Raw genomic sequence first — 16,793 nt, 5'->3', positions numbered from 1 at the left:
CAACGCAATCAAGTATATGTTACGGTTTCAAAAGAAAAACGGTCTGGAAGACCTGAAGAAAGCACGCAAGAACCTTGATTGGCTGATTGAGGAGATGGAGCATGAGTGAATACGCATTGTATGAAGGCGACACCTTTATTACCATGGGGACGCTTGCGGAAATCAGCAAAGAAACAGGAATTGCCGAGAGGATGTTGAAGTATTACACTTTTGCATCTACACAAAAACGCCATCCGAATGGTAGGGCAGTCATAAAGATTGAGGTGGATGATGAATGATAAATTAAATCCAAGACAAGCAAGTAGGTTTGCTTTCTTGCTAAAGCAAAAACGTAAGGAAAGGAAGTTGTCACAAGAAAAGTTAGCAGCTAAACTAGGCTATAGTCGCTACCTGATTGCTAAATGGGAGAAGGAGGAAAGTGTACCGAATATTTATAATGTAGAAGATATCTGTACTTACTTTGCTTTTCCTGCTGATATTATTCTCGGGAGTAGGGCATGAAAAAAGCCAGCACAGCTGACTCCTCATGGTATGGTTTCGCATAACTATTATATCATGAGGAGGAGTTCGTGTGCAAATAGAGTTATTGGATATCATCGATGAAAAGAAAACCAGAAAGGAAGCTATCAAAGTCCTAAAAAAATACAGTCGTCTGAGACGGATTGCTGGAGAAGAATACGCCCCCAAAATAACAATATCCTACTCGCTTGAACCAAAATCATCAAGTGGTCAGACAAGTAAGCAGGTAGAAAGCATGGTCTTGCGTAGAGTATCAGCTCAGCAGGATTTAGAACTAATCGCTAAAGCAATCAACAATCTTTCCGATATGGAATATACACGTATCCTAATCGAACGATATTGCAGGAAGAAAAGGAGGGAAGACTACAGCATCTACTCAGAACTAGGCTACTCATCTAGTGAGTATTATCGGATATTAAACAAAGCTCTATTAGAGTTTGCAGAGTCCTATCAAGCAAGCAACCTTTTGGTTTACAAGTGATTTCTGGGAAAATCTTGGGAAAAATCTGGGAAAATCTTGGGAGAATTGGAACGAAAAAAGGTGCTAAAATAGTATTATCCAATGATTGGGTAACGAACAGTCATGAGGACTCCTAAAAATACAGAGGTTTCGGCCTCTTAGACAGTAAGGACAGGTTAGCAGGTTGTTTGGGTCTCCTTGAAACTTTTACCAAGCGTGCGTTTTACTGCTAGACCAGCTGGTTCAATTCCAGCTACTGTCATATTCAATGCCACGACCAGTGGCTTTTTTTGATTATTTGAAAGGTGGTGATACTTGTTTTGAATATTGTAGAACCAATCAGGGATAAAGATGATATACAGGCTATGAAAGATTATCTGAGAGAATGGAATGAGCGTAATTATATTTTATTTCTTTTTGGTATCAATTCAGGTTTGCGAGTTGGTGACATTTTAAAAATTCGAGTAAAGGATGTTCAAGGTTGGTATATCAAACTGAAAGAACAAAAGACTGGGAAGAAGAAAAAGATTAAAATGACTAAAACTCTCAAACGTGAGGTTAGAGAGTATATACAAAATAAACCTCATCATCATTTTTTATTTCAAAGTAGAGTCGGAAAAAATAAACCACTTGATCGTAGGACTGTGGATTGGATTTTAAAAGTTGCTGCATCTGAGTGTGGTATTGAAAATATAGGAACTCATTCAATGAGGAAGACATTTGGATATCATTATTATAAAAAGACAAAAGATATAGCAATGTTGATGAGTTTGTTTAATCATTCATCACCAGCTATTACCTTAAGATATATAGGTATTCGTCAAGATCAACAGGACAAAGCGATGTCAAATTTTGGATTGTAGTTAACCAATTAGACATAACGAGTCAAACGCTAATTCATTTAGTGGATTACTGTATATCCTTATTGTGTCAGGATTTTTGGCGACTGTTTGAATTAGACAGAATATAAGATATGTCTAATTGAACGCTAGAAAATATAGAGTAACAGCAATTTAAAATAAGTATCTTTAAGATAATTATTGACGAAAGATATAATGAACAAAGAATATTAAACAATGATTGAAGTTTCAACTCGAGAAGAACGAAACCAATTTTACAATTCCAGTGAGTGGAGAACGATAAGAAGGCAAGCACTTAAACGAGATCATTACGAATGTGTATGGTGCAGGGATGAAGGCAAGGTCACGACTACTAATTTAGAAGTTGACCATATCAAGGAGCTAGAGTTCTATCCAGAGTTCGCGCTTGATATCGATAACCTACGAACATTGTGCAAGGCATGTCATAATAAAAGGCATGATCGTTTTGATAAGAATGACAGAAATTTCCGAAAAGATGAATGGTGGGGTTAGGTGAACGAATCTTAAACACCCCCCGGTCAAAAAAATCGGAAATTTTCAAAGATGTCGGTAAGCGGTCTGCACTCGACTGTCCAAATTTTTAACAAAAAATTAAAGGGGGTGGGGGGTAATGGAAGAATACTCGGAAAAAAATATAAAAGAATTAGAAAATCAGCTACTTTCTAAAATTGGCTATTTCAGTCCTAGAAAAAAGGATGCGATTCAGTATGAAAAAGTCAATCGCTATCTTTATCTTGTCCGGCTGCTTTATGAGCTGAAAGCTAAACTTCATGAAGACGGACTGGTCATCACTGTTCACAATGGACAACAAAGATTCCAAAAAGCGAATTCTCTCATCAAGGAAATCAACACAACCAGTAATCAGCTTTTGGCTATTGAGCGGTCGTTTGATTTTGATGTTGAAAATTCTCCTGTCGAGAAAGCTACGTCTGGAAGTGATCTGTTATGATTTCTCATCCGCTGGTTGATGACTACATCAAAATGGCCGAGAATGGAGAAGTTGTTGTCAACAAGGAAAGGAAGTTGCTGTTTAAAATCATCAAGGAGAAAATCTATCCTCGTGATGATTTGTATTTTGATAATGACTTGATTGATAAGTTCATTCGGTTTGCGGAAAAGAATTTTTTCCCTCTGGCTAAGTATCAACTTTTCTTGACACCGTTCATTTTTCTTTTTCGGAAGGTAGACGAGGAACCACACTTTGACGAGTATCTATACACACTTGCTCGTGGGGGTGGTAAGAATGGTTTTATGTCAGCAAGGTCATCGTTTTTTATCAGCCCTATCTACCCTATCAGAGATTACGATGTGACTATCACTGCTAACTCTGAGAAACAGGGTAAGGTTTCGTTTGAGGAAGTTTATGAGACTATCCAAAGGCGTGGTCTTGAGGACCATTTCTATCTGACTAAAATGTCTATCACAGGTCGAGCGAACAACTCGGTCTTTTCTTTTCGGACGAATAATCCGAAGACTATGGACTCTGCTCGTGATGGTTGTCTTGAGTTTGATGAGATTCACCAATTTGAAAATGATAAGGCTGTGAAGGTTCAAAGGTCTGGTCTTGGTAAGATTGCTCATGTCAGGACTTTCTACAACGGTACGAATGGGTATGTGCGCGAGGGGTTCTATGACAAGCTGATAGAGAAGTCTATGCAAATCTTGAATGGAGAGGTTGATGATTTCAGACTCTTCCCTTTTATCTGCAAGCTTGATAGTGCGGATGAGGTGGATGACATGAAGAATTGGCCGAAAGCAAATCCGATGTTGGATGAAAGCACGCCTTACGCTAAGAGGTTGCTTGCTAGAACTAAGGCTGACTATGATGACCTTGAGCTGGAGCCGTCTGGTCGTCAGGAGTTCATGACTAAACGGATGAATCTTCCTGAAGCAGACCTTGAGAAAGATGTGACGACTCGTGAAAGATTACTTGCTTGTTTACGTTCGCCTGGTATTGACTTGTTGGGTAAGTCCTGTGTCGCAGGATTTGACTATGCTAGCATTCGAGATTTTGCGAGTGTTGGTTTGTTGTTTAAGAACGGAGATGAGTTTATCTGGAAACAACATTCATTTGCTCGTAAAGCATTTTTGAAAGCTTTTAAACTTAAAGCTCCTATTCAGGAATGGGCAGATAGAGGCTTATTTACAATTGTGGACGGCCCTAGTATTGACCCTCGTTTATTGGTCGAAAAATTGAATGAATGGAGTAAGTTTTATCAGATTGAGCTTGTATGTGCAGATGGTTTCAGAATGGACTTGTTAAAACCTCTTTTGGAAGAGGCTGGTTTTGAATATGAGTTCTTGAGAAATCCTGGGGCGATTCAATCCAAGGTTGCGCCAATCATTGAAGACGGATTTGCTAATGAACGATTTATCTTTGAGAATGATAATTCTATGATTTGGTATACGGATAATACCTACGTCAAAGAGGACAAGGATGGCAATAAGCGTTTCTTGAAGAAAGAGCCCGTCAGAAGAAAGACGGATGGTTTCCATGCCTTGATTGCTGCTCTATACAAACGTGAGCTTGTACATGAGTCGAACGTTGGGGAATTCCTCGATATGTTAGAGGATTGGGAGTTTTAATCTAAGAATAAATTTTGGGTGGTAGGTTGGTAATTGGATAGGAAGGAGGGGAAGCATGGGGTTCTTAAATTTATTTAAGCGTGATGCGCCTGATGTTGGTTTTGATTTTGAAGAGTTGGAACGAATGTTGGGGTGTTTGCAGTTAAAGAGTTTAGCGATTGATAAGTCGGCGGAGTTTGTGGCTCGTATCTTTGCTAAGTCGGAATTTCGGTATATGGTGGAGAATCATCATGTGACGTCAGACTGGGATTATATTTTAAATGTGCGTCCCAATAAGAATGAGTCGGCCTCGGAGTTCTGGCAGAAGGTCATTTATCGCTTATTGACGAAAAACGAAGTACTCATTGTTTTGTCTGATGATAAGCAGTTACTGGTAGCTGATGCTTTTACTCGTAGGCGTTATGCTCTGTATGATGACACCTTTGAGATGGTGTCTGTCGGGGATTATACATTTCAGAGGAAGTTTGCTATGAGTGATGTCATCTTTCTTCAGTATAATAACAATCGCTTGCAAGAATATGTATCTGACTTGTTTTCTGATTATGAAAAACTACATACTCGTCTGGTGGAAGCCTTAGCTAGAAATAATCAGATTCGTGGGGTTCTGGCTACAAAAGCGAATGGAACTTTTGATGAGGATAAGAGAAAGAAACTGCAGAGATATGCGGACAATCTTTTTAAGTCCTTTACGTCTAAGACGGTTGCCATTGTACCGACAATGGATGGTGTGGAGTATTCGGAGTTGACCAATACGGTAGGAACTACAAATCTATCAGTTGAAGAGTTGAAGAAACTGAGACGTCAATTTGATGACGAGGTTGCAGATATATTAGGTTTGCCGACGGCTTTGATGCATGGAGATATGGCTGATTTGTCTAATAGCCAGAAGATGTTTAACAGTTATTGTTATGAATCGCTGGTTAAAAAAGTGGGTGACGCTCTAAACCATGCTATGGTGAGTTCGGCTGGATACGCTAATCAGAAAAAATTTGTGATTTTTGGTGAGGGGGGACTGGATAAGTTTGCTCTGGCTGAGAACATAGATAAACTCATCTCATCTGGGGCTATGACTCGAAATGAGGTGAGATTGGAACTTGGTCTTGAGGCTGTTCCTGGTGGGGATTCTTTCCTTATCACTAAGAACTATCAGGGTGAAAACGAAATAGAGAAAGGAGGAAATGAGGATGACAATCATTCAGATTAAGGGAGCGATTGTATCCAATGATGACCGCTGGTTTTATGATTGGATAGACATGGATGCAACTGCTCCTAAGGATATTGTATTGCCGACGACGGGAGAAGATGTGGAGGTGCACATCAATTCTGGTGGTGGTGATGTGTATGCTGGTAGTGAAATCTATACAGCATTGCGTGCTTATCAGGGGCATGTGACGGTGAAAATCGTGGGGATTGCTGCTAGTGCTGCGAGTGTTATCGCTATGGCTGGTGATCAGGTGGAAATTAGTCCTACAGCGCAAATCATGATCCATAATGTATCTGCTGGTGTACGTGGTGACCATAAGGCGCTCTTGCATGAGGCTGGTGTGTTAGAAGGGTTTAATAAGTCCATCGCATATGCCTATATTGATAAGACTGGTAAGGCATTAGATGATTTACTGGATCTAATGGAGGGTGAAACGTGGTTTGATGCTCGTTCTGCTGTTAATCATGGCTTCGCAGATAAGGTCATGTTTGAAAGTCAGGAAGATCCTGTCTTGGTAGCTAGTCAGACACCTGTGATTCCTCGTGATTTTATCGAAAAAATCCGATCTGCGATGACCCCAGATGTGGAGTTATTGGCGGACTTGGTTCGTGATAGGTTGAATAACAGTTTACCTATCCCAGAAGATAAGAAAAAAGAAGACAAGACGGCTGAACCTGTGGGGTTGGGTCGTTTCCCATTTTAAGAAAGGAAATAAAAAACAATGATGAAACTTGGTAATGAATTTACAACTGCTCGTCAGAACTTTATGAATGCAGTAGAAACTGGTGCTCCTATGGAGGAGCAAAATAAGCTCTATAACGAGATGATTGAGGCATTGACAGATAAGTTGCAAGATGATGCTCGAGAAGCTGCTCGTAAAGAAATCGCAACTATGAATCCATACGATGCGCACTTGACTGCTGAAGCTCGCGAATTTTTCAACAACATTGAGAAACTTCCTCCCAAAGGAATTGAGAAATTGTTCCCTCAGGAAACAATTGACCGGATTTTTGAGGATATGGTGGCAGCCCGTCCACTTCTTCAACACATCGGCTTGCGTAATGCTGGTATTCGTTTGAAATTCCTCAAGTCTAGTCGTACAGGTCAAGCGGTTTGGGGTAAAATCAATGCTGAAATTCAAGGACAATTGAAACAAGAATTTGCTGAAGAAGAAGCGATTCAGTCTAAATTGACTGCTTTTGTTGTAATCCCTAAAGACTCTGAAAAGTTTGGTCCTGCTTGGCTACAGTCTTACGTATCCATTCAAATTACAGAGGCCTTTGCAGCTGCTCTTGAAGCTGGTTATTTAAATGGTGATGGGGACAACAAGCCTATCGGGTTGTCTCGTACTCTTACAGGGACTGCAGAAAGTGAAAAAGTAACCTATGCTGAAAAACAGGCTCAGAAAAAACCATTGACTTTCGCAGACTCTGCTACCGTGGTAAAAGAGTTGACGGAGGTTTATAAATACCATTCTACAAAAGCTGACAATACCACTCCTGTTGCAGTAGAAGGTAATTTGGTTATGGTAGTGAACCCTGTAGATGCCTGGGATGTGAAGAAGCAATATACGTCTCTCAATGCTCAGGGTGTATATGTAACAGCTATGCCTTATAACCTCATCTTGGTTGAGTCGGTTGCTCAAACTTCTGGTAAGGTGACGACGTTTGTCAAAGGTCGCTACGATGCCTTTGTAGGTGGTGGGATTGAGTTTGGACGATTTACCGAAACCTATGCTTTAGAAGACTTGAATCTCTACACTGCTAAGCAATTTGCTTATGGTAAAGCGCATGATGAAAAGACTGCTGCTGTGTGGACACTGAGTATTGCAAAATAAAAGGTGACGAAGGATGGAGATTGAAGCTAAACTTCATTCCCTCCTTGATCCTTTTAAGGAGCGGATGAGAATTTTTCATAGCGGAGAAGATGCGAATCTCTCACGGATGTTAGAAAGTTCTCAAATGGTTATTACCCGCTTGGTAGGAAGTGGGAATATACACGATCATCAAATAAGGGAACTTATCTTAGAACGTGCTCGCTATGTCTATAATGACCAAGTTGAATTTTTTTACGAAAATTTCAAAGCGGATATTTTAGCATTATCGTTAGATAAGATAGAAATGGAGGATAGTGATGATTAAGGTATTAAAAGAGTTTTATGACCTCAAGGAGGGAGTCCTTAGGCAAGTCGGAGAAAGGTTTGAAGCGACAGAAGAACGATTTGCTGAGCTAAAGGAACATTTACCTGACTATGTCGAGTTGGAAAAGTCGTCCAGAAGTCGTAGCTCTAAGGAAGTAGTGAGTGTAAATGAAGAGGAGTGAGGGACCAAGCTATCGTTACAAAAAGCCTGAGTCTCAAAATGGAGACCTGAGAACTCCCCTGACTTTCTATACCTCTAAAATAAAAAAAGGGGTTGATGGTCGTGATGTGAGTTACGAGAAGGCTTTTTATACGATGGGGCAAACTTATTCTCCAAGTATGAAAGACGTTGAGATTGCAACTGGAAAAGCGATGAAAGCTAAGATGACTTTGAAGATTCGTGACCCTCTGACAGATTATCAGCCTGAAAATCGGCATTTTGTCGAAGTGGGGGATATCCGTCTAGTTGGTAAGAAATGGCAAATCATTGATGTCCGTCCTGATTTTGCTAATCGGGATTTTTTGATTGTCCTTATCGGAGGTGGTCGTGATGTCTAGTGGAGCTAATCTAAAAGGATTTGATGATATTTTGAGGAATATTGAGGCTCGACTAGGAGAGCCGGTAGTTCGTAGAAAGGTCAACAGAGCCTTGAAGGAGACGGTTGAGGAGTTTGAGCCAACTTTCAAACGGGCTATGGCGGTGTACGCTGACACTGGGAAGACGGTTGGTGCGGTCGTTCATGGGAATGTGACTGGTACATCCAGCGGAGTTCCAATGGTTAAATTAGGTTTTAAAAGTCCTCGTTGGACTATTATTCACTTAAATGAATTTGGCTATGCAAAGAATGGGCATCCTCGTGGTTTCGGAGTCATGCGCCGCTTTTTTGAAGCGAGTAAGCCGGTCTTTAAGTCTAAAGTCGGCATGAAGTTAAAACAGGAGTTTTTGTAATGATTAAAGACAAATTAACTGAACTCTACGATGCTTTGGAAGAGGATGAGTCTTTATCTGGTATTAGTATCAAGTCTTTTGAGCGTCCTGAGAGCTTGGGAGATGGCGAGACCAGTATTGTCATTATCCCTGTAGGGCCTCCAATGCAGACGGCTCACGGTAGTAATACTAGTTTGGCTAAGACTTTTCTCTATCAAATCAATGTAGAGTCTACTAATCGAGTGGAGTGTAAAGAACTCCAAGGAAGAATTGAAAAAATAATGGAAGAACAGGGATTTTATCAGACTGAAGGTGGTTTGGAACAATGGATTCCTGATATTAAGCGCTATGTAGACGTTCGGACTTATCGTGGTATGAGCGCTCTATATGAGAAATACTAGAAAGAAGGAAAAAGAAATGACAGTAAAAGGAACTGCACTTATCGGACTTAAATCAGTCACCATTCGTGTGCATGATGGACAGACTCCAACGGTTGGACAGAACCTCTTCACGCTAGAAGGTAAAGATAATGAAGGGGCTACACAGACCGCTAGAGTAACTGGATTATCTAGTGACCCTGTAAAGACTTATGGTAGTAATGTGGCTTATCACGTCTCCAATCGAGGAGTCGGTGATGTTAAGGTAGAGATGGGCTTGCTTGATGTCCCATTAGCTTTATATACGAATGCTTTGGGGTATGGCGATGATGATGGTATCTATTACTTCGGTGCAGACACAGTTGCCAAGAATGTTTCCATTCTCATTGAAAGTAATACTGCTGATGGGGAACCTGTTTACTATGGTTTTTATAAAGGTCAGCTTTCTATGGATGCTATTGATTTTGAAACGCTCAAGGATAAGGCGAATGAGTTAGCTACTACTAGTGTGAATTTCACTGCGACAGCTAGTTCAGACGTTGCAACTAAGGGGCGTTATGGTGCTATTGTTTATGGTTCAGATGCTGAAAAGTTGAAGAAATTGAAAGGTCAACTAAACATAACCGCTGCGGGGTAGAAGGAGGGCGAAAGCTCTCTTTTACTTTTTTAGAAAGGAAAGTATATGGCTAAGGTTCAATTTACAATTAAAAATGACAAGGGAGAAGATGTCCTAAAAAAGAGCAAAGAAATCACAACTCGTGATTATCGTGACTATTTGGTCATGAACGAATCCTTGACAAGTGATTTATCTGAGGTAGAGAAGCTTGATAAGCAGTTGGGATTTATTGCTAGTTTGTTTGATGATGTGACAGTAGAACAATTACTAGAATACACAGATTTTGCGAAAGTGATTTCTATTTTTACAGCAATTTATGCTCATCTGGTAGGTGATGTAGACCCAAAGGAAAAGAGCTAGCACCTGGGCAAGCGATCAAACGTTTTTATGGTTTTGTCAAGCAAGTTACAGAGGGTCCTTATGGAATGAGCATTCGCGATGTGATGGATACGAGTTGGGAGGACTTGATGGGGGTCTTGGGAAGTCTGGAAACGAGTGAACAAGAAGAAGTGTTTGACTTGGCAGATTTTTTAGAAAGTCTCTAGGTCAAGACTTTACAAATCAAAGGCTTAGGAATATAATAGAGATATGTAAGGGAGGTGGAAGAAATGTCTCGAAAAGAAAAAGCATGTAGAAGATATTGGTTTTGGTTTACCATTTTTATCCTTTATCTTGCTTTTGGCTTGTATTGTATTTGTACAAATTTTGTAGATATCTTTGGTATGCTCTTGCTATCACCCTTTATCTTTGCTTCCCTGCCACTCTATGCTTATCTATTTCTTGGTATGTTTATCTGGGCTTTTATGAACATGGCAATGGATGATTTTTATAAAGAATGATGAAAAGTCCGTAAGGGCTTTTTTCTTTGCTCTGAGGAGTTAGGAAGGAGAACAAGATGGCAAGCGGTACGCCGTTAGGTCAGATGTATATCGAGCTAGGGTTGGACGTGTCAAAGTTCAGTCCTACTCTAACTGGTGCAAAAAACGCTGTAAAGTACTTTCAAAATAATGTCCGTTCTTTGGACAGTACTTTAAAAGGCAATGAAAAAAATGCTAGCTTACTTCAAGCAAAATACAAGACTTTAGGACAAGCCATTGATTCACAACGTAAAGTTTTGGATGAGATGAAGAAAAGTTTTGATAAACTTGAACCGGGGACAGCTAAATTTGACAAGGCTGCTGCTGATATTCAGCGTGAGAATGCTAAGTTGGCAGTAATGGAAGGTCAGCTACGCGGTGTTGAAAAAGCTTTGCAAGATGTGGGGCGTGAAAATAGTTGGTCTGGTAAGATAGATGCCTTGAGCGAAAAATTTGCTAAAGGTGGAGAAAAATTGCGGGCTATGGGCGATGCAATGAAGCCTGTGTCTGCTGCTTTATTAGCTGGTTTTACGCTTTCTACTAAGAAAGCTATTGACTTTGAAAGCCAGATGAATACAACTAAATCTCTGTTAGCTGATACCATTCCAACAGCGGATGAACTGAACAGTACCACACAAAAGCTGGGTGAAAGTTCAAAAAATTGGGCGAAACAGTATGGGATTTCTACTGCATCTATCAATGAAGGGATGCAAGAAATTATCAAGAAAGGTTTTGATGCCAATCAGACAATCGAAGCCATGCCTGCTATCCTAGACGCTGCTAAGGCGTCTGGTGAGGACTTCAATACGGTTATGAACGCCACTACGAATATTTTGCAACAATTTGGGCTATCTACTCAGGATACAGAGCGAGTAACCAATAGCTTAACCTTTGTCGCCAATAAAACGGCTGCTGGTTTTGCTGATATGGGGGCTGCAATGGAGTATGTTGGTCCCGTTGCTAAAAACGTTGGTATGAACTTGGAAGAGACTGCCGCTGCTGTTGGTCTTTTGTCCAACAATGGTATTGCTGGTGAAAAGGCTGGTACGGCTCTGCGTGGAGCTTTAACAAGGCTACTGAAACCATCAGAGCAAAATGCAAATGCAATGGAGAAGCTTGGTTTTTCTGCAGAAGAATTTCGTAGCGGCGCGATTAAGCTACCTGATATTTTGGATCGTATCAAAAAGAATACGGAAGGGATGACAGATGCTCAGAAATCGGCCTTGATTGCTACAGCCTTTGGTACAGAAGCTCAGACAGCGATGAATATCTTGGTTGACCAAGGTGGAGATGCGTTGCGTAATCTTGCTAACGAAACCAAGGGGGCGACAACTTATACCAAGGATTTAGCAAATGAATTATCTAAGTCTTCTAAAAATGGTGTGGAACGTTTTAAATCTAGTTTAGAAGTTTTACAGATTAACATTGGTCAGAAATTATTACCATTACTAACTCCTGTGATTGATAAGGTGAACCAATTTATCGACTGGCTAAGTAAGGCTCCTCCAGCCGTACAGAGCTTGGCGGTTGGTATTGGTGGTTTTTTGGCTCTGGGCTACCCTTTCTTGAACTTTCTAGGCAATGGGGCGACGGCTCTTAGTATTTTGATAAAACATGCCGGTAAATTAGAAGGACTATTAAAGGGCGGTCTCGGTCTTGCTAAATTGACAGAGCGTGCTGGTAAATTAAAAGGACTTTTACAAGGTGGTCTCGGTCTTGCTAAGGTAGGAAGCGAAGCTACTGTTTTAGCGGAAGGAGCTGGCGCTGCTGCATCTAGTTCTAGTCTCTTGTCTGGAGCCATTGGGGCTTTGACAAATCCTATTGGTTTGCTGGTGGGTGGTGCTGCTTTACTAGCTGGAGGATTGGTCTATCTAGGACATAAGAAAGACGAGGCTCGCATTAAGGCGGAGGAATTTGGGTCTCAGTTGAGTGATACTGCAAGGAAAGAGTTAAGAGATTTCCAAAGTAAGGTAGATGATACCAGTACAGCAGTAGCCAACTTTGGAACCCACGCTGGTGATGCTGAAAAAGTTTCTGAAGCTTTTCGAAAACTTCATGAAGAGGTAGCAGCAGGTGCTGAAAAAGCTAATCAACGTATGGAAGAATTAGCTAAAAAGTTGGGGTTTAGCGATGAAGAAATCGCTAAAATGAAAGTAAAAAATGACCAAGTTGTTTCAAATACCGATGCAATGGCTAATCAGGTCAGTGAAATCTACAAACGTCATAATGGAGACGCTAGCAAGTTTTCTCAAGAAGAAAAAGAAATCGTCTTAAACAACCAAAGAGAGATGATCAAAGCTAGAATCGAAATGATGGAATTATCTGGCGAACAACAAAAGGCTGCGCTTCAGGCTCTGAATGGAGAGATTGGTAGTTTAAATGAAACGCAATTAAAGCACACAAGAGATGTTTTGAAGAAGGCTCTGGATGAAGAAAATCAGTTATACAAAACCTCAAAAGATGGATTGAAACAACTCTTAGATGCCAAACGTATCGATCAAGAAACTTACAATAAAAAAATTCAAGAACTTGAAACAAACCACCAGCAAACCATGGAAGCCTTAGGTACTAAGTATTACCAGGTTATGCAAAACCTTGACGCTAAGGTAAAAGCTCGAACTGGACAAAGCTGGAACTACTGGGAAGAAGCTAAAAAGGTTCTGGAAGAATATGGTTTGTCTTATGAAGTAATCGGTCAAAAGGCAGCAGAAGCTTCTCAAAAAATGGGTGATTCCCATAGCATTCTTGCTAAATACACTAGCGAAATGAGCAAGGAAACGAGAGAAGCGAATGATGCTTGGTCTTTGCTCGTCGGAAACATTGATGAAAACAACAATTTTGTCATTAAATCAAACGTAAAAGAAGTGATTGGGGAAGCGACTAAATCTGCTGAGGGTTGGGAGCAATTGCAATTTATTGTTAAAAATGCGAATATCAACTCAAATGCTCGGGTAACGATTGCTGAAGCTCTCGTTGAGTCTGGTAAGTGGTCAACCATGACACTGGAAGAAAAACAGTTGATTGTCCAAAATCAAGCAGGACTGCAAGCTATCTTTGATAGTGAAAACCATCTTAGAATCTGGAACAGTATGCCTGCTGAAGTCAAGCAACTGCTTTTGGAAAATACAGATGTGATGAATAAGGCTGAGGAAGCTTCCAAAGCGCTCTATAACTATGATGCCTTGACTCCTAAGCAGAAAGAGTTGCTGGCTACGGATGAGAATTTCAGAAAGGCTGTTGCGCGTTCGACTGACACGCTAACAACTTGGAATGCAACTACTCCATTTACAAAAGATTTGAAACTAGATCCTACAAATGTTTTGAACAACGGGCAATTGTCAATCGATAAAATCATGGCTTGGAATCTATCTAATCCAGAGAATAAGTCATTAAATGCTATTGACAATACTAGTGAAGCAGTTGCTAGTGCAAAAGCGAGTGTGAACTCTCCGAAACAGGAAAAACCAATTGATTTACTTGCGAAAGATCAGACTGCAGGCGTTAGAAATGAGACGAGTGCGGCTATTAATGCGATTAAGCAACATAATCCAGTAGATATCCTTGCTAAAAATAGCACTTCCAGTACTGTCAGCGAGGTCAAAAGCGTCGTTAATAGCATTCAAGACAAAACGGTTACAATCAGCGCTCGAGATAATGCTTCTGGCGTGCTTGCAGGCATTAGGTCTTGGATTACTAGGGTAACTGGTGATTTCTTTACCAATGTTTTTGCTAGTCGGCATGCCCACGGTACCAACTATCACCCTGGTGGTCTTGCTATGGTCAATGACCAACGCAATAGTACCTACAAGGAATTGGTTACTCTTCCAGATGGTAGGAGCTTCATTCCTGAGGGGAGGGATGTTCTTCTTCCTCTTCCTAAAGGGGCTAAAGTTTTGCGGGCGGATAAGACCAAACGCTTGATGCGTGAGATGGGGGTTCCTAAATATGCTGCAGGAGTTGGCATTCCGAGTGATGCTAAATTCCTTCGTGAGATGGAAGAAGCACAAGCTAAAATAGTGGTGCAAACAAAAGGAGATACAAATAGTAAAGACAGCGATAAAGTCGTGTCTGAGATAGCGATTCTGAGAGCAAGTATGGAGAAGATCCTTACCGCTATCCTTGAAAAGCCGTCAGATACTTACCTGGACGCTGATAAAATTTCAATGAGCGTCTACCAACGTCAAGGTGCGATTTATGCTAGGGAGGGAATGTAATGTTTTACATGATTATCAATGGTTTCAATACATCAACTATCCCTCACTGCGTGGTGACGGATTTTGGTCAGGTAGAGGCTGCTAAGCCTAGGGTGGCTGAAGATGCTAACCTCTACGGAGCAAACGGAAGTTATCGAGTGCTGGATGGTGGCTATGAGAGTTATGAACGGACTTTTTCGTTCTATATTCCTAAGTTACTGGATGTTTCGACTATCGTGGAGAAATTTCAGCCTAAGGACAATGTGCTGGAGTTTAGCTACCAGTTGGGTTCTGTCTTTTATGCGGATTTTATTGGTGCAACCTATAGCCCTCATGGGATGCATGCCTGGAAGCTAGAGCTTAAGCTGAGTATGCAACCGTTCCGCTATCAGAAAAATCTTGCTCCTCTTATTTTTACCGCAAGCGGTAATGTCAACAATCCAGGCTCTGTCTATAGTGAGCCTGTGATTGAGATTGAAGGGGATGGCGATATTTCTTTGACTATCGGACGGACAACCATGCACTTGACCATTAGACGAAAAGTGACCATTGATTGTAGGCATAAGAAACAGAATATTTACAATGCAGATGGCGCGGTTCAAAATACGCTACGAAAGCGTGGAGGCTTCTTTGAATTGGCTGTTGGCAATAACGGTCTGGTCTTTACTGGTGCGGTTCGTAAGGTCACAGTTCGGCCGAATTGGAGGTATATTTTATGATTTATCTTACAGAGGGAAATAGGCCTTTAAACGAGGCCTACAATGATGAAATTGTCCATTTTGGGAACAATACCTATCAACTGACCTTTCGCTTTCCTACATCGGATCCCAAGTGGGAATTGCTGAAAGAGGAAACCTTTCTGACTGCAGATGATCTGCATGGTGAGCAGGATTTTTATATTTTTGAGGTTGAAAAGCAACAAGGATATATTCAAGTCTATGCCAATCAGGTTATCAGTTTGTTAAATAATTACATCGTTAGCTCTATCGAGGTTGACCGTGTCAGTGGGACAAGGGTGTTGAGTGCTTTTGCTGGTAGTATTACCAGAGCCAATCCTTTTTCTTTCTTCTCTGATATTGATGATAGGCATACGCTCAATATCAAGGACAAGAATGCCATGGAGGTCTTGGCCAAAGACAAGCATTCTATCCTAGGTCAGTGGGGCGGAGATATGGTGCGAAACGGTTACAACTTACGCTTGTTAAAAAATGGCGGTTCTGAAAATGAATCGCTTTTTATGTACAAGAAAAACTTGTCCAGCTACCAGCACAAGACCTCAACGAAGTCTTTAAAAACTCGGATAACCTTTAAAACGACTGTTAAGGGCGAGGGAGAAAATGCGGTTGACCATGATTATATGGTGGTGATTGACAGCCCCTTACTTGGGAACTACAGCCAAATCTATGAAGATGTCGTGGAGGTCAATGACCAAGACGTGACAGATGAGGCTAGCTTGATTGCATATGGTAAGCAGTATTTTCGGACAAGTATGTGCGACATGCTAGAAGATAACCTTGAAATCTCGGTTGTCGGTCAGAGTGATGTTGCGGTGCAGATGTTTGATGTGGTCAGTATCTACCATGAGTGGTACGGTCTTGATGTTCGTAAGAAAATCACCAAATATACCTATTCGCCAATGGCAAAACGTCTAAAATCAATAGGTTTTGGGACCTTCCAGTCCAGTCTTGCAAATGCGATCGGTGGGATTGTAAATGATGCCGTTTTGAATGAAAGCCGAAATCTGCATCAGATTTTTGAAGAACGTTTGAAAAAGGAAATCGCCAACGCTGACCGTGCCTTTGACGCTGAGTTTGACAAGCGTGAGAAAGCTATCACGGATGCCATCGAACTTGCCAAGGCTAAGGCGGAAGAAGTCAAGCAAGAAGTGTCTGACACTATCAATCAGCGTTTCAATAGCTTTCATGATGAACCTTTACGAGAATCAAGGCGCAAGGCTGAGGAAGCTTTGAGACAAGCTGGCGCAAGTAGCTCTCTTGCTCAGGAAGCCAAGCGGATTGGGCTGGATTCTGTT

The 16,793-nt window shown here is 41.0% G+C and carries 22 protein-coding genes; all 22 read left to right on the top strand.

Annotated features, from left to right (window positions below):
- Positions 1-109, top strand: a 109-nt coding sequence (locus HT678_RS07880) for a DUF3310 domain-containing protein (RefSeq protein ID WP_172924825.1), incomplete at its 5' end; no start/stop codon positions are given.
- Positions 102-278, top strand: coding sequence for a hypothetical protein (locus HT678_RS07875; RefSeq protein WP_171039873.1), 177 nt, complete (start codon positions 102-104; stop codon positions 276-278). The genes HT678_RS07880 and HT678_RS07875, both read left to right, overlap by 8 nt.
- Positions 271-501 carry a helix-turn-helix transcriptional regulator gene (locus HT678_RS07870; protein ID WP_023940103.1) on the top strand — a complete coding sequence of 77 codons (231 nt, stop codon included), beginning with the start codon at positions 271-273 and terminating at the stop codon, positions 499-501. Before HT678_RS07875 ends, HT678_RS07870 begins: the two co-directional genes overlap by 8 nt.
- Before the next feature lie 70 nt (positions 502-571).
- Positions 572-1,000: an ArpU family phage packaging/lysis transcriptional regulator gene (locus HT678_RS07865; protein WP_023940104.1), complete on the top strand. Its 429-nt coding sequence runs from the start codon at positions 572-574 to the stop codon at positions 998-1,000.
- 299 nt (positions 1,001-1,299) lie between these two features.
- Entirely contained in the window at positions 1,300-1,842 is a 543-nt protein-coding gene (locus tag HT678_RS07860; RefSeq protein ID WP_001028145.1) for a site-specific integrase, read from the top strand.
- 213 nt (positions 1,843-2,055) lie between these two features.
- Positions 2,056-2,352, top strand: coding sequence for an HNH endonuclease (locus HT678_RS07855; protein WP_000573817.1), 297 nt, complete (start codon positions 2,056-2,058; stop codon positions 2,350-2,352).
- Positions 2,353-2,470: 118 nt separating this feature from the next.
- Positions 2,471-2,809 carry a hypothetical protein gene (locus HT678_RS07850; protein WP_000393459.1) on the top strand — a complete coding sequence of 113 codons (339 nt, stop codon included), beginning with the start codon at positions 2,471-2,473 and terminating at the stop codon, positions 2,807-2,809.
- Positions 2,806-4,446, top strand: a complete 1,641-nt coding sequence (locus HT678_RS07845; RefSeq protein WP_023938748.1) for a terminase TerL endonuclease subunit — start codon at positions 2,806-2,808, stop codon at positions 4,444-4,446. Before HT678_RS07850 ends, HT678_RS07845 begins: the two co-directional genes overlap by 4 nt.
- 55 nt (positions 4,447-4,501) lie before the next feature.
- Complete coding sequence (locus tag HT678_RS07840; RefSeq protein ID WP_000506468.1) at positions 4,502-5,650, top strand: phage portal protein; 1,149 nt, start codon at positions 4,502-4,504, stop codon at positions 5,648-5,650.
- Positions 5,631-6,353, top strand: a complete 723-nt coding sequence (locus tag HT678_RS07835; RefSeq protein WP_172924823.1) for a head maturation protease, ClpP-related — start codon at positions 5,631-5,633, stop codon at positions 6,351-6,353. Before HT678_RS07840 ends, HT678_RS07835 begins: the two co-directional genes overlap by 20 nt.
- Positions 6,354-6,371: 18 nt before the next feature.
- Positions 6,372-7,487, top strand: coding sequence for a phage major capsid protein (locus HT678_RS07830; protein WP_138705265.1), 1,116 nt, complete (start codon positions 6,372-6,374; stop codon positions 7,485-7,487).
- Positions 7,488-7,500: 13 nt separating this feature from the next.
- Positions 7,501-7,791 (top strand): hypothetical protein, encoded by a 291-nt coding sequence (locus tag HT678_RS07825; protein ID WP_000401888.1) that lies wholly within the window; start codon positions 7,501-7,503, stop codon positions 7,789-7,791.
- On the top strand, positions 7,784-7,972 hold the full coding sequence (locus tag HT678_RS07820) for a hypothetical protein (RefSeq protein ID WP_000598693.1): 189 nt from the start codon (positions 7,784-7,786) through the stop codon (positions 7,970-7,972). The genes HT678_RS07825 and HT678_RS07820 overlap by 8 nt, the downstream gene beginning before the upstream one ends.
- Positions 7,959-8,348 carry a hypothetical protein gene (locus HT678_RS07815; RefSeq protein WP_000830391.1) on the top strand — a complete coding sequence of 130 codons (390 nt, stop codon included), beginning with the start codon at positions 7,959-7,961 and terminating at the stop codon, positions 8,346-8,348. The genes HT678_RS07820 and HT678_RS07815 overlap by 14 nt, the downstream gene beginning before the upstream one ends.
- On the top strand, positions 8,341-8,739 hold the full coding sequence (locus HT678_RS07810; protein WP_000094295.1) for a hypothetical protein: 399 nt from the start codon (positions 8,341-8,343) through the stop codon (positions 8,737-8,739). Before HT678_RS07815 ends, HT678_RS07810 begins: the two co-directional genes overlap by 8 nt.
- Positions 8,739-9,119, top strand: a complete 381-nt coding sequence (locus HT678_RS07805) for a hypothetical protein (RefSeq protein ID WP_000588569.1) — start codon at positions 8,739-8,741, stop codon at positions 9,117-9,119. The genes HT678_RS07810 and HT678_RS07805 overlap by 1 nt, the downstream gene beginning before the upstream one ends.
- A gap of 16 nt (positions 9,120-9,135) precedes the next feature.
- Entirely contained in the window at positions 9,136-9,732 is a 597-nt protein-coding gene (locus HT678_RS07800) for a major tail protein (RefSeq protein WP_000216339.1), read from the top strand.
- Between the two features lie 45 nt (positions 9,733-9,777).
- The gene (locus HT678_RS07795) at positions 9,778-10,071 is read left to right on the top strand and encodes a hypothetical protein (protein WP_001151571.1); all 294 of its coding nucleotides are present in this window, start codon (positions 9,778-9,780) and stop codon (positions 10,069-10,071) included.
- Between the two features lie 248 nt (positions 10,072-10,319).
- Positions 10,320-10,550, top strand: coding sequence for a hypothetical protein (locus HT678_RS07790; protein WP_000087358.1), 231 nt, complete (start codon positions 10,320-10,322; stop codon positions 10,548-10,550).
- A 56-nt stretch (positions 10,551-10,606) separates the two neighbouring features.
- Positions 10,607-14,782, top strand: a complete 4,176-nt coding sequence (locus HT678_RS07785) for a phage tail tape measure protein (RefSeq protein ID WP_172924821.1) — start codon at positions 10,607-10,609, stop codon at positions 14,780-14,782.
- On the top strand, positions 14,782-15,480 hold the full coding sequence (locus HT678_RS07780; protein ID WP_172924819.1) for a phage tail protein: 699 nt from the start codon (positions 14,782-14,784) through the stop codon (positions 15,478-15,480). Before HT678_RS07785 ends, HT678_RS07780 begins: the two co-directional genes overlap by 1 nt.
- On the top strand, positions 15,477-16,793 hold a 1,317-nt coding region (locus HT678_RS07775; protein WP_172924817.1), incomplete at its 3' end, for a phage tail spike protein. The genes HT678_RS07780 and HT678_RS07775, both read left to right, overlap by 4 nt.

This window comes from Streptococcus sp. 3167 (assembly GCF_013277175.1).
GTDB classification, from domain to species: domain Bacteria; phylum Bacillota; class Bacilli; order Lactobacillales; family Streptococcaceae; genus Streptococcus; species Streptococcus pseudopneumoniae.
Note: the sequence above shows the minus strand (reverse complement) of the source record. Positions and strands in the feature narration are given on the sequence as shown.